This is a genomic window from Phaeovulum sp. (genome assembly GCF_041596715.1).
Classification (GTDB): domain Bacteria; phylum Pseudomonadota; class Alphaproteobacteria; order Rhodobacterales; family Rhodobacteraceae; genus UBA6213.
In genome coordinates this window covers 1-26,210 of the sequence record NZ_JBFHIA010000008.1, presented here as the reverse complement: position 1 = coordinate 26,210, position 26,210 = coordinate 1, and the positions used below count along the sequence as shown (strand labels likewise).

General features: G+C 63.4%; 26 protein-coding genes. 9 read left to right on the top strand and 17 right to left on the bottom strand.

Annotated features, from left to right (window positions below):
• Nucleotides 1–228: 228 nt before the first annotated feature.
• From guaA to ssb, 3 genes are all read right to left on the bottom strand, one after another.
• Nucleotides 229–1,785: a glutamine-hydrolyzing GMP synthase gene (gene guaA, locus ABY403_RS01345; RefSeq protein ID WP_372837831.1), complete on the bottom strand. Its 1,557-nt coding sequence runs from the start codon at nt 1,783–1,785 to the stop codon at nt 229–231.
• 39 nt (nt 1,786–1,824) lie between these two features.
• Nucleotides 1,825–2,892, bottom strand: coding sequence for a lysine-2,3-aminomutase-like protein (locus tag ABY403_RS01340; protein WP_372837829.1), 1,068 nt, complete (start codon nt 2,890–2,892; stop codon nt 1,825–1,827).
• 210 nt (nt 2,893–3,102) lie between these two features.
• Complete coding sequence (gene ssb / locus ABY403_RS01335; RefSeq protein WP_372837827.1) at nt 3,103–3,603, bottom strand: single-stranded DNA-binding protein; 501 nt, start codon at nt 3,601–3,603, stop codon at nt 3,103–3,105.
• A 171-nt stretch (nt 3,604–3,774) separates the two neighbouring features.
• Here ssb and ABY403_RS01330 point away from each other — a divergent pair, with 171 nt between their 5' ends.
• Nucleotides 3,775–4,368, top strand: coding sequence for a lytic transglycosylase domain-containing protein (locus ABY403_RS01330; protein WP_372837825.1), 594 nt, complete (start codon nt 3,775–3,777; stop codon nt 4,366–4,368).
• A gap of 7 nt (nt 4,369–4,375) precedes the next feature.
• Here the strand turns inward: ABY403_RS01330 and ABY403_RS01325 are convergent, their stop codons facing one another.
• Both ABY403_RS01325 and hemB read right to left on the bottom strand, forming a co-directional pair.
• The gene (locus ABY403_RS01325; RefSeq protein ID WP_372837823.1) at nt 4,376–4,933 is read right to left on the bottom strand and encodes a YSC84-related protein; all 558 of its coding nucleotides are present in this window, start codon (nt 4,931–4,933) and stop codon (nt 4,376–4,378) included.
• A 113-nt stretch (nt 4,934–5,046) separates the two neighbouring features.
• Nucleotides 5,047–6,048, bottom strand: coding sequence for a porphobilinogen synthase (gene hemB, locus ABY403_RS01320; protein ID WP_372837821.1), 1,002 nt, complete (start codon nt 6,046–6,048; stop codon nt 5,047–5,049).
• Nucleotides 6,049–6,184: 136 nt separating this feature from the next.
• Here hemB and ABY403_RS01315 point away from each other — a divergent pair, with 136 nt between their 5' ends.
• Nucleotides 6,185–6,718: a component of SufBCD complex gene (locus ABY403_RS01315; RefSeq protein WP_372837819.1), complete on the top strand. Its 534-nt coding sequence runs from the start codon at nt 6,185–6,187 to the stop codon at nt 6,716–6,718.
• Nucleotides 6,719–6,727: 9 nt separating this feature from the next.
• Nucleotides 6,728–10,183, top strand: a complete 3,456-nt coding sequence (gene mfd / locus ABY403_RS01310; protein ID WP_372837817.1) for a transcription-repair coupling factor — start codon at nt 6,728–6,730, stop codon at nt 10,181–10,183.
• An 11-nt stretch (nt 10,184–10,194) separates the two neighbouring features.
• On the opposite strand, the gene ABY403_RS01305 is transcribed toward mfd, so the two are convergent.
• The 4 genes from ABY403_RS01305 to ABY403_RS01290 all read right to left on the bottom strand — a co-directional run bounded on the left by ABY403_RS01305 (nt 10,195) and on the right by ABY403_RS01290 (nt 14,365).
• Entirely contained in the window at nt 10,195–11,382 is a 1,188-nt protein-coding gene (locus ABY403_RS01305; protein WP_372837815.1) for a multidrug effflux MFS transporter, read from the bottom strand.
• A gap of 202 nt (nt 11,383–11,584) precedes the next feature.
• Nucleotides 11,585–12,223: a DsbA family oxidoreductase gene (locus tag ABY403_RS01300; RefSeq protein WP_372837813.1), complete on the bottom strand. Its 639-nt coding sequence runs from the start codon at nt 12,221–12,223 to the stop codon at nt 11,585–11,587.
• On the bottom strand, nt 12,220–12,855 hold the full coding sequence (locus tag ABY403_RS01295; RefSeq protein ID WP_372837811.1) for a LysE family translocator: 636 nt from the start codon (nt 12,853–12,855) through the stop codon (nt 12,220–12,222). The genes ABY403_RS01300 and ABY403_RS01295 overlap by 4 nt, the downstream gene beginning before the upstream one ends.
• A complete protein-coding gene (locus ABY403_RS01290) occupies nt 12,845–14,365 on the bottom strand; it encodes a class I adenylate-forming enzyme family protein (RefSeq protein ID WP_372837809.1) in 1,521 nt (506 codons plus the stop codon). Before ABY403_RS01290 ends, ABY403_RS01295 begins: the two co-directional genes overlap by 11 nt.
• Nucleotides 14,366–14,448: 83 nt before the next feature.
• Here ABY403_RS01290 and ABY403_RS01285 point away from each other — a divergent pair, with 83 nt between their 5' ends.
• A complete protein-coding gene (locus ABY403_RS01285) occupies nt 14,449–15,069 on the top strand; it encodes a helix-turn-helix domain-containing protein (RefSeq protein ID WP_372837807.1) in 621 nt (206 codons plus the stop codon).
• An 11-nt stretch (nt 15,070–15,080) separates the two neighbouring features.
• Here the strand turns inward: ABY403_RS01285 and ABY403_RS01280 are convergent, their stop codons facing one another.
• Both ABY403_RS01280 and ABY403_RS01275 read right to left on the bottom strand, forming a co-directional pair.
• Nucleotides 15,081–15,404 carry a hypothetical protein gene (locus ABY403_RS01280; protein WP_372837805.1) on the bottom strand — a complete coding sequence of 108 codons (324 nt, stop codon included), beginning with the start codon at nt 15,402–15,404 and terminating at the stop codon, nt 15,081–15,083.
• Between the two features lie 78 nt (nt 15,405–15,482).
• The gene (locus ABY403_RS01275) at nt 15,483–17,303 is read right to left on the bottom strand and encodes an extracellular solute-binding protein (protein ID WP_372837803.1); all 1,821 of its coding nucleotides are present in this window, start codon (nt 17,301–17,303) and stop codon (nt 15,483–15,485) included.
• Nucleotides 17,304–17,527: 224 nt separating this feature from the next.
• Between ABY403_RS01275 and ABY403_RS01270 the strand changes: the two genes are divergently transcribed.
• The gene (locus ABY403_RS01270; RefSeq protein WP_372837801.1) at nt 17,528–18,301 is read left to right on the top strand and encodes a 3-hydroxybutyrate dehydrogenase; all 774 of its coding nucleotides are present in this window, start codon (nt 17,528–17,530) and stop codon (nt 18,299–18,301) included.
• A gap of 2 nt (nt 18,302–18,303) precedes the next feature.
• Here ABY403_RS01270 and ABY403_RS01265 read toward each other — a convergent pair whose 3' ends face one another.
• Genes ABY403_RS01265 through ABY403_RS01250 form a run of 4 tightly spaced genes read right to left on the bottom strand, consistent with a single transcriptional unit; the run spans nt 18,304 to nt 21,286 of the window.
• Nucleotides 18,304–19,041 (bottom strand): DUF502 domain-containing protein, encoded by a 738-nt coding sequence (locus ABY403_RS01265; RefSeq protein WP_372837799.1) that lies wholly within the window; start codon nt 19,039–19,041, stop codon nt 18,304–18,306.
• A gap of 59 nt (nt 19,042–19,100) precedes the next feature.
• Complete coding sequence (locus ABY403_RS01260; RefSeq protein ID WP_372837797.1) at nt 19,101–20,015, bottom strand: pseudouridine-5'-phosphate glycosidase; 915 nt, start codon at nt 20,013–20,015, stop codon at nt 19,101–19,103.
• The gene (locus ABY403_RS01255) at nt 20,012–20,905 is read right to left on the bottom strand and encodes a PfkB family carbohydrate kinase (RefSeq protein WP_372837795.1); all 894 of its coding nucleotides are present in this window, start codon (nt 20,903–20,905) and stop codon (nt 20,012–20,014) included. The genes ABY403_RS01260 and ABY403_RS01255 overlap by 4 nt, the downstream gene beginning before the upstream one ends.
• Nucleotides 20,906–20,950: 45 nt before the next feature.
• Nucleotides 20,951–21,286: a cupin domain-containing protein gene (locus ABY403_RS01250; protein WP_372837793.1), complete on the bottom strand. Its 336-nt coding sequence runs from the start codon at nt 21,284–21,286 to the stop codon at nt 20,951–20,953.
• Between the two features lie 326 nt (nt 21,287–21,612).
• Here ABY403_RS01250 and rpsB point away from each other — a divergent pair, with 326 nt between their 5' ends.
• The 3 genes from rpsB to ABY403_RS01235 all read left to right on the top strand — a co-directional run bounded on the left by rpsB (nt 21,613) and on the right by ABY403_RS01235 (nt 24,728).
• On the top strand, nt 21,613–22,395 hold the full coding sequence (rpsB, locus tag ABY403_RS01245; protein ID WP_372837791.1) for a 30S ribosomal protein S2: 783 nt from the start codon (nt 21,613–21,615) through the stop codon (nt 22,393–22,395).
• 72 nt (nt 22,396–22,467) lie between these two features.
• The gene (gene tsf / locus ABY403_RS01240; RefSeq protein ID WP_372837789.1) at nt 22,468–23,346 is read left to right on the top strand and encodes a translation elongation factor Ts; all 879 of its coding nucleotides are present in this window, start codon (nt 22,468–22,470) and stop codon (nt 23,344–23,346) included.
• A gap of 203 nt (nt 23,347–23,549) precedes the next feature.
• Nucleotides 23,550–24,728, top strand: coding sequence for an NAD(P)/FAD-dependent oxidoreductase (locus tag ABY403_RS01235; protein WP_372837787.1), 1,179 nt, complete (start codon nt 23,550–23,552; stop codon nt 24,726–24,728).
• Here the strand turns inward: ABY403_RS01235 and ABY403_RS01230 are convergent.
• The gene (locus tag ABY403_RS01230; RefSeq protein ID WP_372837785.1) at nt 24,725–25,150 is read right to left on the bottom strand and encodes a TIGR01244 family sulfur transferase; all 426 of its coding nucleotides are present in this window, start codon (nt 25,148–25,150) and stop codon (nt 24,725–24,727) included. The two genes, ABY403_RS01235 and ABY403_RS01230, sit on opposite strands and share 4 nt — an antisense overlap.
• Nucleotides 25,151–25,161: 11 nt before the next feature.
• The gene (rpe, locus tag ABY403_RS01225) at nt 25,162–25,845 is read right to left on the bottom strand and encodes a ribulose-phosphate 3-epimerase (protein WP_372837783.1); all 684 of its coding nucleotides are present in this window, start codon (nt 25,843–25,845) and stop codon (nt 25,162–25,164) included.
• 105 nt (nt 25,846–25,950) lie between these two features.
• Here rpe and ABY403_RS01220 point away from each other — a divergent pair.
• Nucleotides 25,951–26,210 (top strand): carboxymuconolactone decarboxylase family protein (locus ABY403_RS01220; protein ID WP_372837781.1); only part of this gene is annotated, 260 nt, incomplete at its 3' end.

The window sequence follows — 26,210 nt, the reverse complement described above, 5'->3', positions numbered from 1 at the left end:
GAAAAGCTCAGGCACCCCGGTTCGGCGCGCGTCAGGCGGATGTGTTCGGGCAAATGTTGCGTGACGCGTGCCGCTTCGTCTTGGGTCGTGCAGATCAACTCGCCGGAAAGATGAAAGCTCATTCGCCGCTCCTCATTCGGGGGCGCGCGCATCCTCCTTGCGCGCCCTTGCTCGCTACAAAAGCCGCACCACCGGTGCGCTTTTGCCCAGCTTAGTTGCGGTCTTCGCTCACTCCCACTCGATCGTGCCGGGGGGTTTCGAGGTTATATCGTAGGTCACGCGATTGATGCCGCCAACCTCGTTGATGATCCGCGTTGCGGTTTCGCCCAGAAACTCGTGCGTAAAGGGGTAATAATCGGCGGTCATGCCATCGACCGAGGTCACGGCGCGCAAGGCGCAGGCGAAATCATAGGTGCGCCCGTCGCCCATCACGCCGACCGTACGCACCGGCAAGATCGCCACGAATGCCTGCCAGATCTCGTCATAAAGCCCGTGCTTGCGGATCTGGTCGATAAAGACCGCATCCGCCTTGCGCAGGATCTCCAGCTTTTCGCGGGTGATTTCGCCGGGGCAGCGGATCGCAAGGCCGGGGCCGGGGAAGGGGTGGCGGCCAATGAAATGCGCAGGCAAGCCCAACTCGCGGCCCAAAGCGCGCACTTCGTCCTTGAAAAGCTCGCGCAAGGGTTCGACCAGCTTCAGCCCCATCTTTTCGGGCAACCCGCCGACATTGTGGTGCGACTTGATCGTGACCGAAGGACCGCCCGAGAACGAAACCGATTCGATCACGTCGGGGTAAAGCGTGCCTTGTGCCAGAAACTTTGCACCACCCACGGCATGTGCGTGTTTCTGGAACACGTCGATGAACAGCCGTCCGATGGTCTTGCGCTTGACCTCGGGATCGCTGACCCCTTCAAGCGCGCCAAGGAACAACTCGCTTTCGTCGGCATGGATCAGCGGCATGTTGTAGTGATCGCGGAACATCTCGACCACTTGCTCTGCCTCGCCTTGGCGCAAGAGGCCGTGGTCCACGAAAACGCAGGTCAACTGCTCGCCGATCGCCTCATGGATCAGCACTGCCGCCACCGAACTATCGACCCCGCCCGAAAGCCCGCAGATTACCTTGGCATCACCCACCTGCGCACGGATTCGTGCAATCGCGTCGGCGCGGTAGGCGCCCATCGTCCAGTCGCCAGTAAACCCGGCCAGCCGCACGAAGTTTTCGTAAAGCTTGGCCCCTTTGGGGGTGTGGTGCACCTCGGGGTGAAACTGCACGGCATAAAAGCGCCGCGCTTCGTCGGCGGTAATGGCAAAGGGCGCATTGGGCGAGGTGCCATAGACCGAGAACCCCGGCGCAAGGCGGCTGACGTGGTCGCCGTGACTCATCCAGACCTGCTCGCGCCCCGTCTCGAACCAGCCTTCAAGCAGCGCCAGCGGCGTTCCGGCGGGCGTGACAAAGGCGCGGCCAAACTCTGCTGTGCCGTGGCCCCGTTCGACCTTGCCGCCCAGCATGTGCATCATCACCTGCTGGCCGTAGCAAATGCCAAGGATCGGCACACCAAGCTTGAAAACCCCTGCCGGGGGCATCGGCGCGCCCTCGGAAAAGACGCTGGCAGGCCCGCCTGAAAAGATCACGGCTTTGGGCGCGAAATCGGCCAGAAAGGCGTCGTCCACCTTGTTGTAGGGGTGGATTTCGCAATAGACATTCAGCTCTCGCAGGCGCCGCGCGATAAGCTGCGTAACCTGACTGCCGAAGTCGATGATGAGAAGGCGCTGATGCTGGGTCATGGCCCGGCTTTAGGGCGCAAAACCGCTCGGTGCAAGGGGTCAGCGCAGCGGCCGTGCCGGATCGCGGTAACGGTGCATACCCCCCCAAGGGTCGCGGATAAGGTATTCGCCGGGCGCGGCACCCGCGCTTAGATGGTCGCCATTCAGTGGCACCTTGCCAAAGCCGCCCGGGATGTCGATCACATACCGGGGCAGGGCGATGCCGCTGAGCCGCCCCTGCAAGGCTTCCATGATTGCACGGCCCTCTGCAATCGTGGTGCGAAAATGCGCGGCCCCACGGGCAAGATCGCAGTGGTGCAGATAATAGGGCTTCACGCTTGCCCGAAGCAGGGCGCGAAACAGCGCCTCCAGCGCAGCAGGGCTATCGTTCACCCCGCGCAACAGCACCGTTTGCGACAAAAGCGGCACCCCCGCCTGCACCAGCCGCGCCAATGCCGCGCGGGCGTCTTGGGTCAACTCGTCCGCGTGGTTGGTATGCACCACAAGCCATGTGACGGGAAAAACCTTCAGCGCCGCGATCAGCGCCGGGGTGATGCGTTCGGGCGTAACCACCGGGCCACGGCTGTGCAGGCGCAAAAGCTCGACATGACCAATGGCGGCAAGGCGGCGGGCAATATCGCCAATGCGCCGCGGCGAGAGTGTCAGCGGGTCGCCCCCGGTCAGAATCACTTCGCGGATCGCAGGGCGCGCAGCGATATAGGCCAGCGCCGGGCCAAGTGCTGATTCGGGCAGTGGCCCGCTGCCCCCCACCACCTCGCGGCGAAAGCAAAAGCGGCAGTGCACATCGCAGGTGCGCGTAACGTGCAAGATCACGCGGTCGGGGTAGCGATGCGTAAGGCCGGCCACCGGTGCGTGAGACGTATCACCGATCGGGTCGGAAAGCGCGCCCTCGCCGGGGTCCAACTCGTCCAGCGCGGGAAGAAACTGGCGTGCAATCGGGCCATCGGGCTGTGCCTGCATTGCCTGCGCCATAGCGGGTGCAATGCGGATAGGAAAACCCTGTGCCACCTCGGCAAGTGGCGCTGCGTCGGCGCTTGCCAGCAGACCCGCGTCCATCAACGCGGATAGATCAAGCAGCGGTTTGCGAATGGCGTCAGGGCGCGGCATGATTGGGGCCTTGCAGATAGGCGAAAGGAAAGGGGCGGGGCTGGCCTGTGCGGCAGGCCGCCGGGCGGCGCTGCGCTAGGGCGGTTGCCCGCTTGCGCCAAGCGCCGCATCGCGCCGTTCAGCCCCTAACGCCTCACCAAGGGCAGGCGTATTTACACGGGGCGCGGATGCGTTTGCATGGGGGCGGCCCCAAGGGCCGCCCGCTTTTGCTTAGAACGGGATTTCATCGTCAAAATCGGCACGCCCACCGCCAGAACTGCCGCCAGAGCCGCCGCGCGGCGCACTGTCACGGTCATCGCCGCCAAAGCCGCCTGACTGATCGTAGCCGCCGCCACCGCCGCCGCCGCTCCCACCCTCACCGCGCCCGTCGAGCATGGTCAACTCGCTGCGGAACGGGCGCAACGCCACTTCGGTCGTGTAGCGATCAGCGCCGTCTTTATCCTGCCACTTGCGGGTTTCAAGCTGGCCTTCGATGTAAACCTTTGAACCTTTACGCAAATACTGCTCTGCCACACGCACGAGCGGTTCGGAATAGATCGCGACCGAATGCCACTCCGTGCGCTCTTTGCGTTCGCCCGACTGCTTGTCGCGCCACGACTCCGAGGTCGCGATGCGCAGGTTCGCGACCTTGCCGCCCGAGGGGAAAGACCGCACTTCCGGGTCGCGCCCGAGATTGCCGATCAGGATAACCTTGTTGACCGAACCCGCCATGATACCTCCGCCAAAATCCGCTGCATTTGCCGCCTTAGACCACTCGAACAGGGTTAAGGAAAGCTGAATTGTAATGTCTCGCTGCGGCAGAAACCAGCCACAGGTTTACACACGCGCTAGCCAGCGCAGCCCGGCGCGGCTATAGTAACTGCTGTTCTGCGGCCGAAAGGGATGCGATTGCAGAGGCTTTTGACAGGGGCATTGCTGTGCCTGCTTCCGCTAAGCGCGGCAGCTGAGGGGCTGCAACTGGGCGCGGTCTTGCCTGCCAATCGCCGCGCGGCCTTTGCAGCGCAGAGCGCATTTCTGGATTCGCATCTGGCCCAGCAGTACGAGAACTCGGCGCGGCTGCGCCCGGCCTCGGCCAACGATGATGGCGAGATCCCGTCTTGGCGCGGCACCTATCGGGGCGAGCACCTTGCCACCGCACGCAGCGCCGCGCGCCAGCATGGGGTGCCAGAGGAATTGTTCCTGCGCCTCGTGCAGCAAGAAAGCGGCTGGAACGAAACGGCGGTTTCGCCCAAGGGCGCGGTGGGGCTTGCGCAGCTGATGCCCGATACTGCGGCCGCGTTGGGGGTAGACCCGACCGATGCGGCACAAAACCTCAACGCAGGCGCGCGCTATCTGCGCACACAATATGACCGCTTCGGCAGTTGGCGATTGGCGCTGGCCGCCTACAACGCTGGCCCAGAGACCGTAGTCGAATACGGCGGCGTGCCGCCGTTCGAGGAAACCAAGTCCTACGTCAAGGCGATCTTGGGCAGCTAAACCCGTATCAGGGCAGAATACGCGTGTATTTGGTGCCCGCCAGCGACGCCCCGGCGATCAGCCCCGATTGGCCATAGACCAGCGCGATGATCGGCGCGAGCGTGGTGGTGGTGTCGGTGCCAATCGCGCCGCCGCCATCTGGCGTGGCGTAGCGCGCATCCGCCCCCAGCGCCCAGCCGTCCGAGCGGCGAAAATCGCTCAGCGCCTGTTCGGTCATGAAGAACAGCGCGTGCGAGTATTGCTGAATCCCGATCTGTGGGCCCACGCTGGCCTCGGCGGCAGCGTAGTAATCGACCGTTGCGTTGTTGATGCGCAGCGCGCCGCGCCCGAAGGCCCCGCCAAACCACAGCCCCGCCTCTGTCATCAGCGGCATGTAGAGCACGCCAACCGATTTGTTCAGCAAATCCTGCGTGCCGGGATAGCGCGAAAGCAGGAATGCGCGGGCCTCATCAACGCGCGCGTCGATCTGGCTTGCGCCCTTGCTGCCGATGCCATTGCCACAAGCGGCAAGACCAAGGCTTGCAGTGCCGGTAACGATAAGGCTGCGACGTGTGATCTGCGTCATGGGATGCTCCCTCATGGTGTTCAGGCCTTGTGCGGGCCCAATTAACACCACTTATAGGCGCATTTCCGCCACCTGTCACTCAGTCTTGTAGGCGTTCGGCAATTCGGTGCCGGTTAGCCGCAGCCTAGCAAACGCGCCGCACGGGGGGCGAAATAGGTTAGCACTCCGTCGCATCCGGCGCGGCGAAATGCCATCAGGCTTTCCATCATCACCGCATCGCCCTTGATCCATCCGGCGCGCGCCGCGCCCTCGATCATCGCGTATTCGCCCGAGACCTGATAGGCATAGGTCGGTGCCCCGAACGCGTCTTTCACCCGCCGCACGATATCGAGGTAGGGCATACCGGGCTTGACCATCACCATATCGGCACCCTCGGCCAGATCGCGCGCCACCAGACGCAGCGCCTCGTCGGAATTGGCTGGGTTCATCTGATAGGTCTTCTTGTCGCCCTTAAGCGCGCCCGACGCCCCCACCGCGTCGCGGAATGGCCCATAAAACGCCGAAGCGTATTTGGCCGAATACGACAGGATCGCCACGTCCTTGTGCCCAGCCGCCTCCAGCGCGGTGCGCATCGCGCCGATGCGCCCATCCATCATGTCTGAAGGGCCGATGATATCGGCCCCCGCATCGGCCTGTGCCAGCGCCATTTTCACCAGCGCCGCGTTGGTTTCGTCGTTCAGAATGATGCCGTCGCGCACCAGCCCGTCATGCCCGTTGGCGTTATAGGGGTCCAGCGCCACATCGGTCATGATCGCAACCTCTGGCACCGCTGCCTTGATCGCGCGGATCGTGCGGTTCACAAGGTTATTCTCGTCCCAAGCCATTTCGCAGGCTTCGGTTTTCAGCGCGGGGTCGGTGTAGGGAAACAGGCAGATCGCCGGTATCCCGAGGCTTGCGGCCTCTTCCGCTGCCGCAACCGCACCTTCCAATGTGCGCCGCGCGACACCGGGCATCGAGGCAATCTCGACATCGGCACCGGGCACATCGGTCACGAAGATCGGCCAGATCAGGTCTTTCACCGACAAATGGTTTTCCTGCGCCAGATCGCGCAGTGCCGCGGTGCTGCGCAGGCGACGCAGCCGTGTTGCGGGGAAGGGGGCCTGGATCGGGTTCATGGCGGGGCCTTTCGCGTATGGGTGCCTTTCTGCGTGGCACGGAAAGCGCGCCACCTCAAGGGGCTGCTGAGGGTGGTTCCGCTCGGTCAAAACTTGCACTAGTGTCGCGCGACGCGAGCCGGAGCCCCGACTGGACATGTTTGAGACCCTGACCGACCTGATCGACATGCGCTCGTTTTCCAACCTCTGGTATTGGATCGCGCTTGCAGTTGCATGGTCAACCGCTTCGCGCTGGGTTGTTGGCGTGCCGTGGGATCTGGTGATCCGCGCCCGTCGCCGGCGTGGCGAGGCCGAACAGCAATTGCACGCGCTGATTCAGATCAACGTGGCGCGCTATCTTACGGTGGCGCGCGAGGGTGGGCTTGTTGCTACGGCGATGGGGTCATTTCTGCTGACCGTTCTGGTGCTGCTGGGTTTTGTGTATGATGTAGAGCTTGCGCAGGCGATCTCGTTTATCGCCGTTCCGATGGTGCTGGTCGGTTGGCTGACCCTGCGCGTGGCGGCCGCCTATGAGGCGGCGCTCAAGGCCGAAGGCCCGCCCTCAACCGAAGTATTGATCCGCGCGATGTCGCGCCATCGGCTGCATGTGCAGCTGATCGGCATCGTGTCGCTGAGCGTCACCGCCTTCTGGGGCATGCTGCAAAACTTCAATTATTCGATTCTGAACTAGGGGCTGCGCGTGGAAAAACCGGCCCATATCACCCTTTCAGGGGCCCCCGAAGGCTTTGATGCGCGCCTGCTCGCACGCGAATTGGCGCGTGGGCAAACGGTGCTGCATGTGGCGCGCGATGACCGCAGGATGGAGGCGATGCGCGCCGCTCTTGCGTTTTTCGCGCCCGAGGCGGTGGTGCTGGAGTTTCCAGCGTGGGATTGCCTGCCCTACGACCGCATTTCACCCAACCCGGCGATTTCGGCAGCACGCATGGCGACCGTTGCGGCACTGGCGCAGGGCCGCCTGAGCGGCCCCTTCGTGCTGCTGACCACGCTTGCCGCCGCGATGCAGCGCCTTCCCGCTCGCGCGGTTCTTGCCGAGGCGAGCTTTTCCGCGCGCGTGGGCGGGCGCATCGACGAGGCGGCGCTGCGTAATTTTCTCGCACGCATGGGTTTTTCGCCCGCTTCATCGGTTTCAGAGCCGGGCGATTTTGCGGTGCGTGGCGGCATCATTGATATCTTCCCGCCCGGCGAAGGCGGGCCGGTGCGGCTTGATCTGTTTGGTGACGTGCTCGACGGCGCGCGCCGATTTGACCCGATCAGCCAGCGCACCACACAAAAGCTCGACTCGGTAGAGCTTGCGCCTGTCAGCGAGGTGATCCTAGACGAGGCTGCGATTGCGCGGTTTCGGCAGAACTATCGCGTGGAGTTTGGCGCGGGCGGCACCGACGATCCGCTATACGAGGCAGTCAGTGCCGGGCGCAAACATGCGGGTATGGAACACTGGTTAGGGTTTTTCCACGAACGGCTGGAAACCCTGTTCGACTATCTGCCCACAGCCTCGATCCTGCTTGACGATCAATGCGATGCGCAGCGGCTTAGCCGTTGGGAAGGCATCGAAGACCAGTATGACACCCGCCGCGAGGCGATGACGCGCCGCGACCGGCTCGATTCTGTCTATAAACCCGCGCCGCCTGCGCTGCTTTACCTTGACGATGCGGCTTGGGGTGCGGCCTTGGCAGGGCACCGCACGGTGCAACTGGCCGTCAACGCACGCCCGACCGGGCTTGGCGTGCTGGACGCGGGCGGGCGGATCGGGCGCAATTTCGCGCCCGAGCGGCAGTTAGAAAATGTCAGTCTTTTCGGGGCTTTGAAAGACCATATTCGCGCGCGTATCACGCGTGATACGGTGCTTGTCGCGTCATTTTCCGAAGGTGCGCGCGAACGTCTGAAGGGCCTGCTGGAAGACGAAGGGTTGCAAGGCGCCTCTCTTGTGCGCGATGCGCGCGACCTCAAACCCGGCAACCTTGGCCTTGCGGTTTGGCCGCTGGAACAAGGTTTCGAGGCCGACGGGATGACCGTGATTTCCGAGCAGGACGTGCTTGGCGATCGCTTGATTCGTGCACCGCGCCGCAAGCGGCGTGCCGAGAACTTTCTGACCGAGGCGCAAAGCCTTTCGCCCGGCGATCTGGTCGTGCACGTCGATCACGGGGTGGGGCGCTACAAGGGGCTTGAAACCATCACCGCGCTCGGTGCCCCGCATGATTGCGTGGCGCTGGAATACGCGGGCGGTGACCGGCTGTTCCTTCCGGTTGAAAACATCGAACTGCTCAGCCGCTACGGCCACGAGGAAGGGCTGCTCGACAAACTCGGCGGCGGTGCGTGGCAGGCCAAGAAGGCGCGGCTGAAAGAGCGTATCCGCCTGATCGCAGAGCGGCTGATGCGCGTGGCTGCCGAACGACACCTGCGCTCGGCCCCGATCTTGCAAGCCCCGCATCATGAATGGGAGGCCTTTGCCGCGCGTTTTCCATGGACCGAAACCGACGATCAGCTTTCGGCGATCGAAGATGTGGTGGCCGACCTTGCCGCGGGTAGCCCGATGGACCGGCTGGTGGTCGGCGATGTCGGCTTTGGCAAGACAGAGGTGGCTATGCGTGCCGCCTTCGTGGCCGCGATGAGCGGCCAACAGGTGGCGATCATCGCGCCGACCACGCTTTTGGCCCGCCAGCATTACAAAACCTTTTCCGAACGCTTCCGCGGCACCGCGCTAAACCTGCGGCCACTGTCGCGCTTCGTTTCGGCGCGCGATGCGGCGCGCACCCGCGAGGGGTTGGCCGATGGCACGGTTGATATCGTGATCGGCACCCATGCGGTGCTGGCCAAGGGCGTGCGCTTTGCCAACCTCGGGCTTCTGGTGATCGACGAAGAGCAGCACTTCGGCGTGGTTCACAAGGAACGGCTGAAAGAGATGCGCTCTGAAGTGCATGTGCTGACGCTGACCGCCACACCGATTCCACGCACCTTGCAGATGAGCCTTTCGGGGGTGCGCGAATTGTCGATCATCGGCACGCCACCGGTCGATCGGCTTTCCATCCGCACCTATGTCAGCGAGTTTGACAGCGTAACGCTGCGCGAGGCGCTTTTGCGCGAGCATTATCGGGGCGGACAAAGCTTTTATGTCACCCCGCGTATTGCCGATCTGCCCGAAATCGAAGAGTTCCTGCGCGAACAGGTGCCCGAGATCAGCTTTATCGTTGCGCACGGGCAAATGGCGGCGGGCGAGCTTGATGAGCGCATGAACGCGTTTTACGACGGCAAATATGACGTGCTGCTGGCTACCAGCATCGTTGAAAGCGGGCTCGATATTCCGACCGCCAATACCATGATCGTGCACCGCGCCGATATGTTCGGCCTGTCGCAGCTTTACCAGATACGCGGCAGGGTCGGGCGCGCGAAAACCCGCGCCTATTGCTACCTGACCACCCGCCCGCGCAAGCCGCTGACCCCCGCCGCAGAAAAGCGCCTGCGCCTTTTGGGAAGCCTCGACAGCCTTGGCGCGGGCTTCAACCTTGCCGCGCAAGATCTTGATCTGCGCGGCGCGGGAAACCTGCTGGGTGAAGAACAATCCGGGCATATCAAGGAAGTCGGCTACGAGCTTTATCAGGCGATGCTGGAAGAAATGATCGCCAAGTTGCGTTCGGGCGCGCTGGTCGGGCCTTCGGATGATGACGACCAGTGGGCACCGCAGATCAACCTTGGCGTGCCGGTGCTGATCCCCGAACCTTATGTGCCCGACCTCGACACGCGGCTGGGGCTATATCGCCGCCTCGCACGGCTGACGACCAAACCGGAACTGGAAGGCTTTGCGGCAGAGTTGATCGACCGCTTCGGCCCCTTGCCGCGCGAGGTTAACACGCTGATGCTGGTGGTGCGGATCAAGGCGATGTGCCGCCGCGCGCTGATTGCGCGCATGGATGCCGGGCCAAAGGGGGCCACCGTGCAGTTTCACCTCGACAAGTTCCCCAATCCGGCGGGGCTGGTCGAGTTTCTTACCGCAGAGCGGGGCATGGCGAAGATTACGGGCAACAAGCTGGTGCTGCGCCGCGACTGGGGCACCGAGGCAGAGCGCATCAAGGGTGCCTTCGCGATTGCCCGCGATCTGGCCGAAAAGGCGCGCGACGTGGGGGCCAAGGCCAAGACCTGAGCGTTGCGCGCTCAGATATCGGTCGCACGCCCCATCAACGTCCAGGCGATGCCCGAGGCGATCAGCGCACCCAGCACCACAGGCATTGGGGTGCCGTTAAACGCAAGCCCGATGGGGGCCGCAATCGCCACCGCGCATACCGTGGAAAGCGCCATCACCACCGAGGCGGTCATGCCCGCGAGGTGGCCCATGTGCTGCATCGTAAGCGCGTTGAGGTTGCCAAACGTCACCCCCGCCATAAAGAAAAGGCTGACAGCCCAAAGAAAAAAGACTGCAAACCCCGCCCCGCCCGGCAAGGCCATCGCCCCCAGCATCAGCGTTGCTGCGACCACTTGCATCGCATAGGCCGCGCGCACGATCCGCCGCATACCCAGCCGCACCACGAAGCGCGCGTTCAGCAGCGTGCCCGCCCCTGACAAAAGCGCCATCAGTGCAAACCAGCGCGGAAAGGCATCGGTAATACCGTAGACGTCGGAAAAGATCTGCTGCGCCGAAGACAGCAATGCAAACATCTGCCCGAAGCCCAGTGCCAGAACGAGCGTGTAAAGGCGCACCTCTCGGCTGCCCAGCACCTCTGCTGCGCCGGCCCGCAACGTTGCAAGGCGAAATGGTCGCCGCTTTTCAGGGGTAAGCGTTTCGGGCTGGCGCAGATAAAGCCATGTTACCGCGCCGCCGGAAAAGAGGATGAACGCCACGAACACGCCGCGCCAACCGGCAACCGAAATGATCAATTGCCCCAGCGCCGGTGCCGCAGCCGGAATCAGGATGAAGATCATCGAGATGAAGCTGGTCACGCGCGCCATCTCGCGCCCCGAATACTGATCGCGCACCAGCGCCATGCTGGCGATGCGCGGCCCTGCTGCGCCGACGCCTTGCAAGAATCGCGCGGCGAGCATCATTTCGAGGTTTTGGGCCATGGCACCAAGGCCTGCGCCCAGAATGTAAAGGCCCACGCCCCAGCCGATCGTGCGCCTGCGCCCCAGCGCGTCGGCCAGTGGCCCGGCAAAAAAGGTGCCAAGCCCCATACCCAGCATGAAGGCGGTCAGTACCAGTTGCGCGCGGTTCACGTTGTCGGGCGTCAATTCAGCGGCGATCTCGCCCAGCGCGGGCAGCATCGCGTCGATGGCAAAGGCCACGATTGCCGAAAGAAAGGCCAGCAGGGCGGTAAACTCAAACAGCTTCAACTTTGCTTGCGGCATGGAATGTCTTGTCGATAGGGGCGGGACAGTGGCTTGGCAGCTGCCGCGGTGATGGCCGGAAGGGCCGGAAAAGAGGGGCAGGTCGAACCAAACCACCAAGGAAACCGTTTTGCAGGCGCGACGTTCGGCCGCAAGGGCTGTTTTGCGTGACGATTGCATATGCGCAAGTGGCGCGGCGTCACGCGTGCACTGTTCGGTGTGCTCAGCCTTGCGTCTTGGCCGAAAGCTCGTCGATCACTTGCAACCAGAAATCGGCACCCTGCGCACCTTCGACGGCGTGGGTATTGGCGATGACAAAGGTTGGCACCGCGCGCACGCCACGCGCGCGCGCATGTTCCTCGCGGGCGCGGGTTTCTTGGGTGTCGGCATCGCTGGCCAGAAGGCGGGCGACCAGTTCGCGGTCCATTCCCGCCGCGGCGGCAACCTCGGCCAACACCTCGGGTGCGCCAATGTCGCGCCCTTCGGCCCAATAGGCGTGCATCAGCCCCGCCATGACCCGGTCTTGCGCGCCCTCTAGCCCCGCCCAATAGATCAGGCGGTGCGCATCAAAGGTGTTGGGGCGGCGGGTGATGGCGGCGATATCGACCGCAACCTCTGCCACTTTGGCCGCCTGTTCCACCTGCGCATTGATGCGCGCGACCGCCTCGGGGCCGCCGAACTTTGCCTCCATATAGGTTTGCCGGTCATGCCCTCCGGGCGGCATTGTCGGGTCTAGCTGATAGGGGTGCCATGCGATGGTCAACCCATGCCCGGGCCGTTGCGCCAGCGCTGCCATCAGATGTGCGCGCCCGATCAGGCACCAGGGGCAGACAGGGTCTGCAAAAATATCAAGCGTGGTCATCGTGTGGCCCCCTTTGTGCCAAGCAGCACCATTGCCCCGATGGCGATGAAAGCGCCGCCCGTCAGGCGGTTGAAGGCGCGCGCGTGGCGGATGAGCAAAGGCGCAAGCCGCCCCGCCGCCGCGCCGAGGCCAAACTCCACCGCCAGTTCCGCGACCCCGAGCGTGGCCCCCAGCACCAGAAATTGCGGCAAAAGCGGGCGCTCGGGTGCCATGAACTGCGGCAGGAACGTCGTGAAGAACAAGATCGTCTTGGGATTCGACAGCATCACCAGCGCGCCCTGCATCGCCGCGGTGCGACGGCGCAGCGATACCCTCGTGTCGGTGGCGCGGGGCGCGCGCGCGGCCAGACCCGGCGCGCGCCAAAGCCTAAGCCCAAGCCAGACAAGATAGGCCGCGCCAACCACCTTCAGCGCGGTGAAAGCAGTCTCAGAGGCCAGCATCAGCGCGCCAAGCCCCGCCATCGAGGCCGCCACCATCGCCAGCATCGCCGCGACCGAGCCCATGGCCGTAAAGGCCGCGCGGCCAAACCCGCCCCGCGCGCCGTGGTCTAGCACCAGAAGCGAGTTTGGCCCCGGCGTCAGCGCCAGCGCCAGCGAGGCTGCGGCAAAGACCAGCCAGAGGTCAAAATCCACGACGCGCCTCCTCAGCGCGGCGCATGATGCCGCGGTTCAGCTTGCCGTTCGCGTTGCGCGCAAGCGATGGCAGATGCACGAAAACCCGCGGCTGCTTGTAGCGCGCAAGGCATGACGCGGCATGGGCTTCAAGTTCTGCCTCGCTGGCCGGTCCAGTGTAGAACGCGGCGATCACCGTAACCTCGGGCTGTACGCGCAATTCCACCGCCGCAACATCGCCGGCACCCGGATGGGTGTGCAGCGCCGCCTCTACCTCAATCGGCGAAACGCGGTAACCGCCCGCGTTCATCATGTCGTCCGAGCGTGCGACGTAGGAAATGGCGCCGTCTTGCCCCATCTGCACCGTGTCGCCCGTCAGGAACCATTCGCCCGAAAACCGTGCCGCGGTTTCTTCGGGGGCGTACAGGTAGCCAAGGAAAAGCCCCGCATCACTACGGTGCACGGCCAGCACGCCCGGCTCGCCCCGTGGCACGGGTGCGCCATCCGGCCCCAGCACCGCCACCTTTCGCCCCGGTTGCGGATAACCGATAGCACCAAGGGGGGCTGGTTTCTCTGGTGAGCCCGAGATGAAGGTCGAACATTCCGACATGCCAAGCGCTTCATGTAGGGTGGTGCCGCTGGCTTCTTCCCATGCCGCGCGAAGCGCAGGCGATAACGATTCCCCAGCGCTGAGCCCGTGCCGCAGGCGTGGCAGCACCAGCCGTGAATCGTATTTGAGAATCTGGCGATAAACACCCGGCACGGCGGCAAATATCGTTGCATCATACCGGCGCAGCAAAAGTGCGAGTTGGTGCGCCCCGACCCCGTCGCCGGGGATCAGCGCGGTGGCACCCACCGACCAAGGGTCCATCAGCCCGGTGCCAAGCGTATAGGTCCAGTTGAAGGCCCCAGCGTGCATCAACCGGTCGTCCTCGCCGAGTCCATACCAGCCCGCGTGCATCCGTCGCCGCGCCCAAATCGCACGATGCGCGTGGGCCACCGCGCGCGGCCGCCCCGAAGTGCCCGAGGTGTAAACGATATAGGCCAGCCGCTCAGGGTCGCCCATCGCATAAGGCGCGGGGGGCAAGTGTTCAAACTGGCGCAGCGCAGATTCGCGCAGCACCGGGGCAGGGTGATCGGGCAGCGCGATGCCTTCGCCTGCCACGATCAGCGCAGGGTCAAGCTCGACGGCGAGCTTGGTGATTTCAGGTGCTGTCAGCTGCGACGAGGTCGGCACCGGCACTAGGCCTGCGGCAATAGCGCCCAAAAACGCCACCGCAAACTCGGGCGTGTTGCCAAGACGCAGCAAGACCCGGTCTTGCGGCAGCAACCCCATGCCCAAGAAACCGCTGGCCGCGCCGCGCACCGCCTCTTGCAGCCGCGCATAGCTCCAGCGTTCTGCGCCCTCGGCCGTGACAATCAGCAGTGCCGATTTGGTGCCAAGCTCGGGCGCGCGCGCAAGCACATGCGCGGCCATGTTGAATGGCGCAGGGCAAGGGTCGGGTGCGGCTTGGTGGTGGACAGACAGCATGCCATCCTGCTACCCGTGCGGCGCATGGGATGCAACTGGGTCTGCCTGCGCCTTGCGCGCCGTGACCCGGCGGAACGGCGGCGATGGGCGAGATAGATCAGACAAGACTGCGGCTGGTGCGCGAAGGTGGCGAGACGCATGTGGCCGAAACGCTGGACCTTGCCGCGCGGGTGCGCGAGTTGCGCAAGGCGCGCGGCTGGACATTGGAGCGCGCGGCAAAACAGGCCGGGCTGGCGCGCTCGACCCTCTCAAAAATCGAGAACGGGCAGATGTCGCCCACTTGGGATGCGCTGAAAAAGCTGGCCGACGGGCTGGCGATATCGGTGCCGCAGTTGTTCACCCCGGCCCCGCACGGCGAACCCTCGGCGCGCATGACCGTAACGCGCGCGCAAACCGGCACGCGGCAGGTAACAACGACCTATGAACACGAGCTTCTGGCCGGGGCGCTGACGCACAAGCAGATGCTTCCCTACCGCGCCCGCATCCGTGCCCGCCGCTTTGAAGATTTCGGCGGCTGGGTGCGCCATGATGGCGAAGAGTTCTTGCTGGTGCTGACGGGCATGGTGCGGCTGTTCACCGAGTTTCACGAGGCCGTCGATTTGCGCCGGGGCGACAGCGCCTATTACGACGCGCGCATGGGGCATAACCTGATTTCGACATCGGAAGACGATGCGACCGTGCTTTGGGTCACCTCACTGGTCTGACGCCCCGCCGACTATTTTTCGGTGTCGTCGCCAAAGCGCGCGTCGTCATCCGACTCGTCTTCGCCCTCGCCGACATATTTGGCCGAAAGTGCTATCGACTGGTTGTCATGGCGCGGGTCCATGACCACGTCCGAGGGCAATTCGCCCATCATCCATTCGCGTATCGACTCGCGTGCTTCGGAAACCTCGTCGCCGGTCAATTCGGCGATATACGCAATGAAGGCGCGCTGATCGCCGTCAACCTCCTCAAGCATCGATTCCTCGGCATCTGGCCAGCGATCAAGAATCGCCTCGAAGAAAGCGGGCCAGTTTTCCTGCACATGGTGCCATTTCATCGCCTGGTCCTCCGTCGCGTTGTCCCTTGATTCAGATCTATAGCCAAGCGGGCCAATTTCAACCTCGCCGCGCGCCGATCAGCGCGCGGGTTCGTACCACCAGACATCAGGCTGATACCCCAGCCAGTCGCCATAAAGCGGAACATGCTCGGGGTAGCGCAACGTGGCGTCATGGGCGAGGCGCGAGACCGGGCTGAACCAGATCGGAATCACATAGCGCCCGGCGGTCAGGATACGGTCAAGCGCCTGCGTCGCGGCAATGAACTCTGCCTGATCCTGCGCGTTGAGCATCGCCGAGATCATGGCTTCGGCGGCGGGCGAGGCCATGCCCATCCAGTTGCGGCTGCCCGGCTCGTTCACACCTTGCGATCCCCAGTAAAGCATCTGCTCATTGCCGGGGCTGAGCGACAGGCCGCGGAAATACCAAGCCATGTCAAAATCATAAGCGTTGGTGCGTTCGGTGTATTGCGCCGAGTCGACCTGCGAGACAGTCGGGGTGATGCCCAGCCGCGACAGCGCCTGCGTATAGATCTCGACGATCGAGGTCACTTCACGCGCACCCTGTGACAGCACGATCTCGAAGGTGAAGGGGGTGCCGGTGGCATCTTTCAGCACACCGTCTTGCACGGTCCAGCCTGCGTCTTGCAGCAATGCAAGGGCGGTGCGGGTGTTGGCGCGATTAAGCTCTGTCCCATCGCCGACCGGCAGGGTGTATCCCTCGATCGTGCCGGGGGGCAGATCGGCCGCGAAGGGCGCAAGCAATTCGGCCACGCGCCCGGTGGCAGGGCCGGGCTTCATACCCAAGGGAGAGTTCGAGAAATACGAGGTGATGCGGGGCTGGGTGCCGCCGTTCAGGGTTTGGTTGATGAACTCGAAGTTGAATGCCTGAATCAGCGCCTCGCGCACACGCCAATCGGCGAATTGTGCGTGGCGTGTGTTGAACACAAGGCCGGTGATGCCCGAGGGCCGCTGGTGCGGGATCACCGATTTCACGACGCGCCCCTCTGTCACCGCCGGGAAGTCATAGGCGGTTTCCCATTTGGCCGCGTTTCCCTCGCGCCAGCTGGTAATCTCGCCCGCCTTGAACGCCTCGAAAACGATGCCGCCGTCGCCAAAATAGTCATAGCGGATTTCGTCAAAGTTGTGCTGACCGCGGTTGAAGGGCAGATCGGCCCCCCACCAATCGGGGTTGCGTTTCAGCACGATGTAGCGACCATCCTCAAAACGGTCGATCACATAGGGCCCCGAGCCGATTGGCGGCTCTAGCGTGGTGGCGGTGAAATCCTTGCCTTCCCACTGTGCGCGGCTCAGCACCGGGCGCATACCCATCAGCAACGCCAGTTCGCGGTCCGGTTCGGTGAAGGTGAAGCGCAGGCTTCGCGGGCCGGTCTGTTCCATCTTCGCGACCTTGGCCCAAGCGGTATGATAGCGCGGGTGGCCAAGCGTGCCCAAGGTCTCGTAACTCCACATCACGTCATCAAGTGTGACCGGGCTGCCATCGGAAAACCGCGCGCCCTCGCGCAGCGTGAACTCGACCCAACTGCGCGCCTCATCGGTTTCGATGCTTTCTGCCAGAAGCCCGTATAGCGTGAAGGGTTCGTCATAGCTGCGGCCCATCAGCGACTCGACCACATAAGACCCGATCGCGGCCGGGGCGCGGCCCTTGAGGATCCAGGGGTTGAGCGAATCGAAGCCGCCCGATTCGCCGAATCGGATCTCGCCGCCCTTTGGCGCATCGGGATTGGCTTGCGGAAGATGGGTGAAATCGGCGGACAGGGCAGGGGCACCGTACATGGCAATGGCGTGCTGCGGCTCTGCCCCAGCGCCTGCGCCCATGAAAACAAGCCCGAAAGCTGCGGCGCAAAGGCGCATTCCGTGGAAAAACACCGATCTCGCCATGGCAACAATCTCCCTCTGACCCGCATTTGCTGGAAGAAGGCTATCCAAGCGCGCGGTATCGCGCAAACTTTTCTCTTGGAGAGCGGCGGAGTTAGGCTTATAACATAGACACTGCTCGATAGGTTTCTTGCCTGTATGAAACCTGCCTCATGACTTGACGCCCGCCTTGTGCGGGCGTTTTTTTTGCTCCATGCCTTGCGTTGGAACGTCAGGGGAGCATCAGCATGACACTTCGCGGCAAGAGCGCCATCATCACCGGATCAAACTCGGGCATTGGCCTTGGCGTAGCGCGCGAATTGGCGCGGGCGGGGGCGGATGTGGTGCTGAACTCGTTTACCGACCGGCCCGAAGATCATGCACTGGCGGCTGAACTGGCGGCCGAGTTCGGTGTGAGCGCGCGCTACATCAAGGCGGACATGTCGATCGGTGATGAATGTCGGGCGCTGGTGGATCAGGCGGGTGGCTGCGATATTCTGGTGAACAACGCAGGCATCCAGTTCGTGGCACCGATCGAGACGTTCCCGGCCGCGAAGTGGGATGCGATCATCGCGATCAACCTTTCGTCGGCGTTTCACACGATTGCCGCAGCGCTGCCCCATATGCGCAAGCGTGGCTGGGGCAGGGTGGTGAACATCGCCTCGGCGCATGGGCTGACCGCCAGCCCCTACAAAGCCGCCTATGTGGCGGCCAAGCACGGGATCGTCGGGCTGACCAAGACGGTGGCGCTGGAAACCGCGCAAGAGCCGATTACCGTGAACGCGATCTGCCCGGGCTACGTGCTGACGCCGCTGGTCGAAGCGCAGATCCCCGATCAGATGAAAACCCACGGCATGAACCGCGAGGATGTCATCAAGAAGGTGATGCTAGAGCGTCAGCCCTCGCGAGAGTTCGCCACGGTCGAACAGCTTGGCGGCACCACGGTGTTTCTGTGCAGCCCGTCGGCCGAGCAGATCACGGGCACCACGATCTCGGTCGATGGCGGCTGGACCGCGCTTTGATCTTAGGAGGCAGGCGTTTTGGCTGCGGCGCGCGCCTTGGCCTTCGCCACGGCCTTTGCCGCAGCGGCTGACCCCACCAACGGCGCAGTGGGGTAAACCAGCCCTGCCGAAATGATCAGCTTGGCGGCATCTTCGACGCTCATGTCCAGATAGATCACATCGCTTTCGGGCACATAAAGCAGATAGCCCGAGGTCGGGTTGGGCGTGGTTGGCAAGAACACCGACAGAATCGTTTCGCCATGCGGGATCTTTTCGGCAAGTTCGCCCCGCGCCTTGGTCGAGACAAAGCCAATCGCCCAGATCCCCATGCGCGGGTATTCAAACATGCAGGCGCGGTCGAAAGTCGCTTCGTTCTGCGCGAACACGGTTTCGGCGATCTGCTTGATACCATTGTAGATCGAACGCACCACCGGCATCCGATCCACCATGTCCTCGCCCCAGTTCAGCAGCGAGCGGCCGAAAAAGCCCTTGGCCATCCAGCCCATGATGATCGTGAAGACAAGAAAGATGATGACGCCGACGCCGCGCAGGTTGACGCCCATATATTTGTCGGGCCGCCATTGTGCGGGAATGAAGGGCAGCACTACCCCGTCGATCCAGCCAGTCACGGTCCAGATAAGCCAGAGCGTAAGGCCGATAGGCATGACAACGACCAGCCCGGTCAGAAACGAGGCCCGGAGCGATGCGAGAATCCGCCGACGGCGCACTGGCTGCGGATGCGGATCTTCTTGTTCAGTCATGACTTTCCCCTGCTGCGCGCCAAATCTAGGTGCGCTGCGGCGTTGCGGCAATGGGTCGGCTAGGATTGCCCGACAATTTCTCGCGCGATTGCAGCAGCCAGCCGCGCATTCGCAAGCACCAGTGCGATATTTGCGGTAAGCGAGTGTCCGTCGGTCAACTCGAACAGGCGTTCGAGCAGGAACGGCGTCACCGCTTTTGCGCCGATGCCTGCCGCAGCAGCTTCGGCCAGCGCACGCTCGATCACCGGAGAAATCTCGGCGCGGGCGATTTCGGCTTCGGGTGGGATCGGGTTCGCCACCAGTTGCCCACCGGGCAGGCCAAGTGCTGCGCGCATCTTGTGCGCGGCGGCAATTTCGGCGGCGCTGTCCATACGCAGCGGTGCGCGCAGGCCGGAATCGCGTGACCAGAAGGCCGGAAAGGCGTCTTGCCCGAAGGCGATCACCGGCACGCCTAGGGTTTCGAGCACCTCGAGCGTTTTGGGCAGATCGAGTATCGCCTTCGCCCCTGCGGCCACGACGGTAACGGGGGTTTCGGCAAGCTCGCGCAAATCGGCCGAGATATCGAAGCTGTGCTCTGCACCCCGGTGCACGCCGCCGATACCGCCCGTGGCAAAGACCGAAATCCCCGCCAGCCGCGCCGCGATCATCGTTGCGGCAACCGTGGTGGCACCAGTAGCCCCGCGCGCAAGGCACACGGCAAGATCGGCGCGGCTGAGTTTCATCGCGTCGGGGCTGCGGGCGAGGGCGTCGAGTGCACCGTCATCCAGCCCGATGTGGATGCGCCCCGCCATTACGGCGATCGTGGCAGGCACCGCACCCGCTGCGCGCACCTCGGCCTCGACCGCGCGTGCGGTTTCAAGGTTTTGCGGATAGGGCATGCCATGCGTGATGATGGTCGATTCGAGCGCCACGATGGGTCGCCCCGCGCCCTGTGCCGCCGCAACCTCGGCCGAAAGCACTAAAAGATCGTTCATTCCACACCCTCGCCTGAAACATAGCGCGCCGCTGCACCCAAAGCTGCCGCAAGCGCCTCTTGCCGCGCCGCGCCGCGCTGCTCGGCCACGAGATGCGCGGCCATGAATGTATCGCCCGCGCCTGTAACGCGGGTAACCATGACTGCGGCGGGGCAGCCCTCGATCACGCCGTCTGGCGCGCCGTCTGCCGCCACCCGGCCGCCATCCGTTACCAGCACGCGGCGCGCGCCGCGCGCCAGAAGCCCTGCCGCGGCCTCGGGGGCGGTGGCAAAGCTGGTCTGGCAAAGCAGCCCCGCCTCTTCGAGGTTGACATAAAGTGTCACGCCGGGATGTGCGAGCAGCGGCAACAACCGCTCGGCCTTGCCGGGGCTGGCGGGGGCCACGCGCAGATCGGCTGCGGCAAAAAGCGGTGAGGCGGCAATATCGGCCAGCAGAGCCTCGGTCAGGTTGCCATCAAGCGCAATCGGCCCCGCCCAAGGCGCGGTTTCGCTGCCAAGCCGCCCATCTGCAAGCGGGCGCAAGATCTTGTCGCCCACCGCTTCTAGGGAATGGGCATCTGCAATCGCCGCGATCAGGCCATTGGCACCTTCGACGGCCATATACACGTCTGTCGGCAGATCGTCCGAGCGGTACACATAGTCGCAGATCAGACCCATCCGCTCGCAAGCCGCTACCAGTTCGGCCCCCTCGCTGTCGCGCCCGATGGTGGAAAGCACTGCGGGTCGAAGCCCGAAACGCGCCAAGGTCATGGCAATATTCATGGCCACGCCGCCCGGTGCGCGCGTGATGCGCCCGGGCACATCGGCGCCCGCGCGCATATGCACCGGCGCGCGGCCAATGATGTCCCACAGGAAGGACCCGATACAGAGAATGTCAGGGGCTACGGTCATGGCCTTTCTTGGCGTGGCCTGTGCGAATGTGCAAGCCGTGGTTTGTCAGCCGATGATCGGATAGCGGTCAGGCTCTTCAAACACGTCAACCACCACCGCGCCCGCGGGTATGCGCGCGCTGTGCATGACCCCGGCCGGGATCGAATAGCTGTCACCGGGCCGATAGATGCGCGTCTCACCGCCGATGGTAAACTCGATCGAACCTTCGATCACCGTGCCCCATTGGCCTTTATGCGCATGTGGCGGCAGGTCCATCGCCTTCTTGAAGATGAAAAACACTACCAGCCCGCGATCCGAGCGTATCGCGCGGGTGGTCACCACATCGTCCGGAAACGGGAGTTGAAGCGAGGGAAAGCCAAGAATGAAATCCGGCAGCGCCATGGCGGAACCTTTCGTTATCTGCGCGGACCCGATAGCACAGAACTTCGTGATACACATCGGGGGCAGGGGGCTTGTCGCCGATATTGCGCAACCTGCTTACGTATTGCGGCGATACCGCGAAAAACCGGGGTATGCATCTGCCCCTGTTCGGCGGCCTCGGGCATCAGGCGTGAAGGCCGGGGCTTGCATTGCACCAATGGCCGTTTTATACGCGCGCTACTTCACAGGCGGGGTCGGGTTCGTGGGGGAGAAATCCTCATGAGTCCACCGGTTGGGGCGCAAGCCCTGAAAGCCCCGCCAAGGCGCAAACCGGAAAGGAACATGGAATGGCGCTTCCCGAATTTTCGATGCGTCAGCTTTTGGAAGCTGGCGTACACTATGGTCACCAGAAGGCCCGTTGGAACCCGCGTATGGCGGAGTACATCTACGGCGACCGCAACGGTATCCACATCATCGACCTGACCCAAACCGTGCCGATGCTCGACGCGGCGCTTCAGGTGGTGCGTGATACGGTTGCCAAGGGCGGCCGCATCCTGTTTGTCGGCACCAAGCGGCAGGCGCAAAAATCGGTGGCCGAGGCCGCTGAGCGTTGCGCGCAATACTACATGAACCACCGTTGGCTCGGCGGCACGCTGACCAACTGGCAAACGGTTTCCAAATCGATCCAGCGTCTGAAGCAGATCGACGAAGTGATGGCCGCGGGCGCCGAAGGGCTGACCAAGAAAGAGCGCCTCGGCATGGAGCGTGAACAGGCCAAGCTGCAATCCAGCCTTGGCGGCATCCGCGAAATGGGCGGCCTGCCGGACCTGTTGTTCATCATCGACGTGAGCAAGGAAGACCTCGCGATTCTCGAAGCGCAAAAGCTCGGGATTCCGGTGGTTGCGGTGGTCGATACCAACTGCTCGCCCAAGGGCGTGGACTATGTGATCCCCGGCAACGACGACGCAGCGCGCGCCATCTCGCTGTATTGCGAACTGGTTGCACGCGCGGCGCTTGACGGGATGAGCGCGCAGATGGGTGCTGCCGGGGTTGACCTTGGCGCGCTTGATGCGGCGCCGGTCGAAGAAGCGGTCACCGAAGTGGCCCCCGAAGCGGCTGCCGAGGCCTGATTCAGGCCCGCGCCGCCACGACATGAACGGGCGGGGGCAACCCCGCCTGCCCCCATTCAGAGGAGAGCCAATATGGCTATCACCGCATCTCAGGTGAAGGAACTGCGCGACTCGACCGGCGCAGGTATGATGGACGCCAAGAAGGCGCTAACCGAGACCGACGGCAACATGGAAGCGGCCGTTGACTGGCTGCGCACCAAGGGGCTGGCCAAGGCCGCCAAAAAGGCCGGTCGCGTCGCGGCCGAAGGGCTGGTTGGCGTCGCCGTGCGCGACGGGCAGGGCGTTGCGGTTGAAGTGAACTCGGAAACCGACTTCGTTGCCAAAAACCCCGACTTCCAGAGCATGGTTGCCGCCTTCGCCGAAAAGGCGCTGGACGCTGCCGACGTGGATGCGCTGAAAGCAGCCCAGCATTTGGGCAAGTCGGTTGAAGAGGCTTTGACCGAAGCAATCACCGTGATCGGCGAAAACCTGTCGCTGCGCCGCTTGGTGCGCGTGGAGGGCGAAACCGTGGTTTCCTACGTCCACAACGCGGCCACCGCGGGCATGGGCAAAATCGGCGTTCTGGTCGCGCTGAAGGGCAAGGACAATGGAATCGGCAAGCAAATTGCCATGCACGTTGCCGCAACCTCGCCCGCTTCGCTGAGCGAGGCCGACCTCGACCCCGCGCTGATCGAGCGCGAAAAGCATGTGCTGACCGAGCAGGCGCGCGAATCGGGCAAGCCCGAAGCGGTGATCGAAAAGATGATCGTCGGGCGCATGGCGAAGTTCTTTGAAGAAGTTACGCTGCTTGGCCAGAAGTTCGTGGTCAACCCCGACGTGACCGTGGCGCAGGCCGCCAAGGACGCGGGCGTCGAAGTTACCGGTTTTGCGCGCGTCGCCGTGGGCGAAGGCATCGAAAAGCGGAACGAAGACTTTGCCGCCGAAGTTGCAAAAACGCTTCAGGGCAACTGATCCAATTGCATTGAAATCAGAAACGCCGGCCCCTTTCGGGCCGGCGTTTGCATATATGCGCGCGCTTTCGCTAGGGCCAAGCGCGGCCGACTAGGCAACCCGTGCAATCTGCCGCAACGACGCACCGTCGCATTGCTTGCCGGTCATTTCCTCGGCTGCGGCAAGCTGTTACGCAGAGTGCCGAATCGCTGACGGAGAGAATGATGCAGACAGGTTCGGATGTGTTGGTGATCGGTGGTGGGGTGATGGGTGCCTCGATCGCGTATTGGCTGACGCGCATGGCACCGGGTACCAAGGTGCGCGTGGTCGAGATGGACCCGAGCTATGCCTATGCATCTACCGCGCTTTCGGTGGCCTCGATCCGGTCGCAGTTTTCCAACCCGGTGAACGTGCAGATCAGCCGCTTCGGGCTAGAGTTCATTCGTGATTTTGCCCAGCACGTTCCCTTGGGGGGCGTGCCCGATCTGGGGTTGAAGGAAAACGGTTATCTGTTTTTGTCAGCGCACCCGCAAGCGGGCGAGTTGATGGGCGAATTGGCCGCGATGCAACGCAGCTTTGGCGCCTCTAGCAAAGTGCTGGACGCGGCCGCAATTGCCGCGCGCTTCCCTTGGATGGCGGTTGACGATCTGGTCGCCGCGACCTTTGGCGAGGTCGGCGAGGGCTGGTTTGACAACATGGGCCTACTTGGCGGGTTGAAGGCGCAGGCGCGCGCGCAGGGTGCCGAGTTCTTGAATGATCGGGTGATCGGGCTAGAGCGCGACGGCGATACTGTGGTTGCGGCCAAGCTGGCAAAAGGCGGGCGGGTCGAGGCCGCAGCCTTTGTGAACGCCGCAGGCACGCGCGCGGCCGATTTGCTGGGCTGGCTGGGCGAAAGCTACCCGGTGGAGCCGCGCAAGCGCACGGTTTTCGTGATCGACGCACCAAATGCGCGCCACCCCGACGCGCCATTGATTATCGACCATCTTGGGTATTACGCGCGCCCAGAGCAGGGACATTGGATCACCGCGACCGTGCCTTCCAACGACGGCCCCTGTGCCGCTGATGATTTCGAGCCCGATCTCGACCAGTTCGAAGAGCTGATCTGGCCTGCGCTTTACACCCGCGCGCCGGGGTTTGATGCGGTCAAGGTGATCCGCCACTGGGTTGGGCACTATGCCTATAACACACTGGATCAGAACGCTATTCTTGGCCGCCATCCGGGGTTTCAGAACCTGTATCTGGCGAACGGTTTTTCCGGGCATGGGCTGCAACAGGCCCCGGCCGTGGGGCGCGGTCTGGCTGAGGTCATCTTGACCGGCGATTGGCAAAGCCTTGATCTGTCAGAGCTCGACATGCGCCGGGTGCTTGAATCGCGTCCGTTCTTCGAGCGCGCGATCGTCTAGCGCGCGCCCTGTTCGCGCAGCTCGTCGATCAGATCGGTGAAATCGTAGCCCGCGGCTGCGCCAAGGGCGATGATTTCGGCCAATGGCCGATGCCGCGCCTCGGACAGCGCCCAAAGAAAGCTCGACCGCGTGCCAGAGCGGCAATAGGCCAGTACCGGTGCTTCCGCCGTATCGAGGGCTGCGCTGAAGCCGTCAATCAGTTCAGCGGTCATTTCCCCGGGGAAAAAGGGCAGGCGGTGATACGCAAGCCCCGCTGCCGCCGCCGCCTTTGCCATCGCCTCATGCGCGAAATAGGGGTCCACCTCGCTGTCGGGGCGGTTGTTGATAACGGTGCGATAGCCCAAGGCCGCAAGATCGGCCATGTCCTCAGGTTCAATCTGCGGGGCCACGGCAAAGCCGGGGACGATTGGACGAAGTTCCATGTCGGGGCTCCTTAGCGCGCAGCTTCCGCTGCCGCACGAATAGCGGCGATATGAGCGCCATAAGGCGCAGGGTTGGCGACAGAGCCGCCCTTGAAGACGGCAGAACCTGCCACCAGCACATCTGCCCCGGCGGCAGCAACGAGCGGGGCCGTTTCCACCGTAACGCCGCCGTCAATCTCGATATGCACGGGGCGCGCGCCCAGCATGGCGCGCAATCGGCGCACCTTGTCCACCTGCGAGGCGATGAAGCTTTGCCCGCCAAAGCCGGGGTTGACGGTCATCACGCAGATCAGATCGACCATGTCCAGAAGATGCTCGACCGCCTCGATCCCGGTGCCGGGGTTGAGCGCGAGGCCCGCTTTTTTTCCTGTATCGCGAATGGCTTGCAGGGTGCGGTGAATGTGCGGGCCAGCTTCGATATGGGCGGTGATGATATCGGCACCAGCATTTGCGAAGGCGGCGATATAGGGATCGACCGGGGCGATCATCAGATGCACGTCCATCACCGTCTTGATATGCGGGCGGATCGCTGCGCACATCGCCGGGCCAAATGTCAGGTTCGGGACGAAATGCCCATCCATCACATCGACATGCACCCAGTCCGCGCCTTCGGCCTCGATCGCGCGACATTCGGCACCGAAATTCGCGAAATCGGCAGATAGGATCGACGGGGCAATTTTGATTGGCAACTGCATCGGGGCCTCCATTTGCCGCCTCATAGCGCGGGCGGGCCGATCACGCCAGTCACGATTGACCATAGCGGGGCAGGGTGTCAGGTTCGGGGTAAAAGGGAGTGCAAAATGGCCACGATTACCCCACCCGAAAATCCAGAGGCCGATCCGCGCGTGAAAGCGGTGTTTGACGATATCCGCGCCACGCGTGGTTCCGATTTTATCAACAATATCTGGCGCTACCTCGCCTTCGATGCTGCACTGCTTGAGGCGACATGGGCCGAGGTGAAGGCGGTGATGGCAACCCCGTCGGCGCTAGACCCAAAGGTGAAGGAAATGATCTATGCCGCTGTTTCCATTGCCAATGCCTGTGACTATTGCACCCACAG

Coding starts and splice junctions, on each gene's coding strand:
- ABY403_RS01280 (WP_372837805.1), bottom strand. CDS start 15,404: ATGAAATGGCACCATGTGCAGGAAAACTGGCCCGCTTTCTTCGAGGCG.
- ABY403_RS01290 (WP_372837809.1), bottom strand. CDS start 14,365: ATGCTGTCTGTCCACCACCAAGCCGCACCCGACCCTTGCCCTGCGCCA.
- tsf (WP_372837789.1), top strand. CDS start 22,468: ATGGCTATCACCGCATCTCAGGTGAAGGAACTGCGCGACTCGACCGGC.
- rpe (WP_372837783.1), bottom strand. CDS start 25,845: ATGCAGTTGCCAATCAAAATTGCCCCGTCGATCCTATCTGCCGATTTC.
- ABY403_RS01230 (WP_372837785.1), bottom strand. CDS start 25,150: ATGGAACTTCGTCCAATCGTCCCCGGCTTTGCCGTGGCCCCGCAGATT.
- ABY403_RS01255 (WP_372837795.1), bottom strand. CDS start 20,905: ATGACCGTAGCCCCTGACATTCTCTGTATCGGGTCCTTCCTGTGGGAC.
- ABY403_RS01275 (WP_372837803.1), bottom strand. CDS start 17,303: ATGGCGAGATCGGTGTTTTTCCACGGAATGCGCCTTTGCGCCGCAGCT.
- ABY403_RS01270 (WP_372837801.1), top strand. CDS start 17,528: ATGACACTTCGCGGCAAGAGCGCCATCATCACCGGATCAAACTCGGGC.
- ABY403_RS01265 (WP_372837799.1), bottom strand. CDS start 19,041: ATGACTGAACAAGAAGATCCGCATCCGCAGCCAGTGCGCCGTCGGCGG.
- guaA (WP_372837831.1), bottom strand. CDS start 1,785: ATGACCCAGCATCAGCGCCTTCTCATCATCGACTTCGGCAGTCAGGTT.
- ABY403_RS01260 (WP_372837797.1), bottom strand. CDS start 20,015: ATGAACGATCTTTTAGTGCTTTCGGCCGAGGTTGCGGCGGCACAGGGC.
- rpsB (WP_372837791.1), top strand. CDS start 21,613: ATGGCGCTTCCCGAATTTTCGATGCGTCAGCTTTTGGAAGCTGGCGTA.
- ABY403_RS01330 (WP_372837825.1), top strand. CDS start 3,775: ATGCGATTGCAGAGGCTTTTGACAGGGGCATTGCTGTGCCTGCTTCCG.
- hemB (WP_372837821.1), bottom strand. CDS start 6,048: ATGAACCCGATCCAGGCCCCCTTCCCCGCAACACGGCTGCGTCGCCTG.
- ABY403_RS01305 (WP_372837815.1), bottom strand. CDS start 11,382: ATGCCGCAAGCAAAGTTGAAGCTGTTTGAGTTTACCGCCCTGCTGGCC.
- ABY403_RS01340 (WP_372837829.1), bottom strand. CDS start 2,892: ATGCCGCGCCCTGACGCCATTCGCAAACCGCTGCTTGATCTATCCGCG.
- ABY403_RS01235 (WP_372837787.1), top strand. CDS start 23,550: ATGCAGACAGGTTCGGATGTGTTGGTGATCGGTGGTGGGGTGATGGGT.
- ABY403_RS01315 (WP_372837819.1), top strand. CDS start 6,185: ATGTTTGAGACCCTGACCGACCTGATCGACATGCGCTCGTTTTCCAAC.
- ABY403_RS01325 (WP_372837823.1), bottom strand. CDS start 4,933: ATGACGCAGATCACACGTCGCAGCCTTATCGTTACCGGCACTGCAAGC.
- ABY403_RS01300 (WP_372837813.1), bottom strand. CDS start 12,223: ATGACCACGCTTGATATTTTTGCAGACCCTGTCTGCCCCTGGTGCCTG.
- ABY403_RS01250 (WP_372837793.1), bottom strand. CDS start 21,286: ATGGCGCTGCCGGATTTCATTCTTGGCTTTCCCTCGCTTCAACTCCCG.
- ABY403_RS01285 (WP_372837807.1), top strand. CDS start 14,449: ATGGGCGAGATAGATCAGACAAGACTGCGGCTGGTGCGCGAAGGTGGC.
- ssb (WP_372837827.1), bottom strand. CDS start 3,603: ATGGCGGGTTCGGTCAACAAGGTTATCCTGATCGGCAATCTCGGGCGC.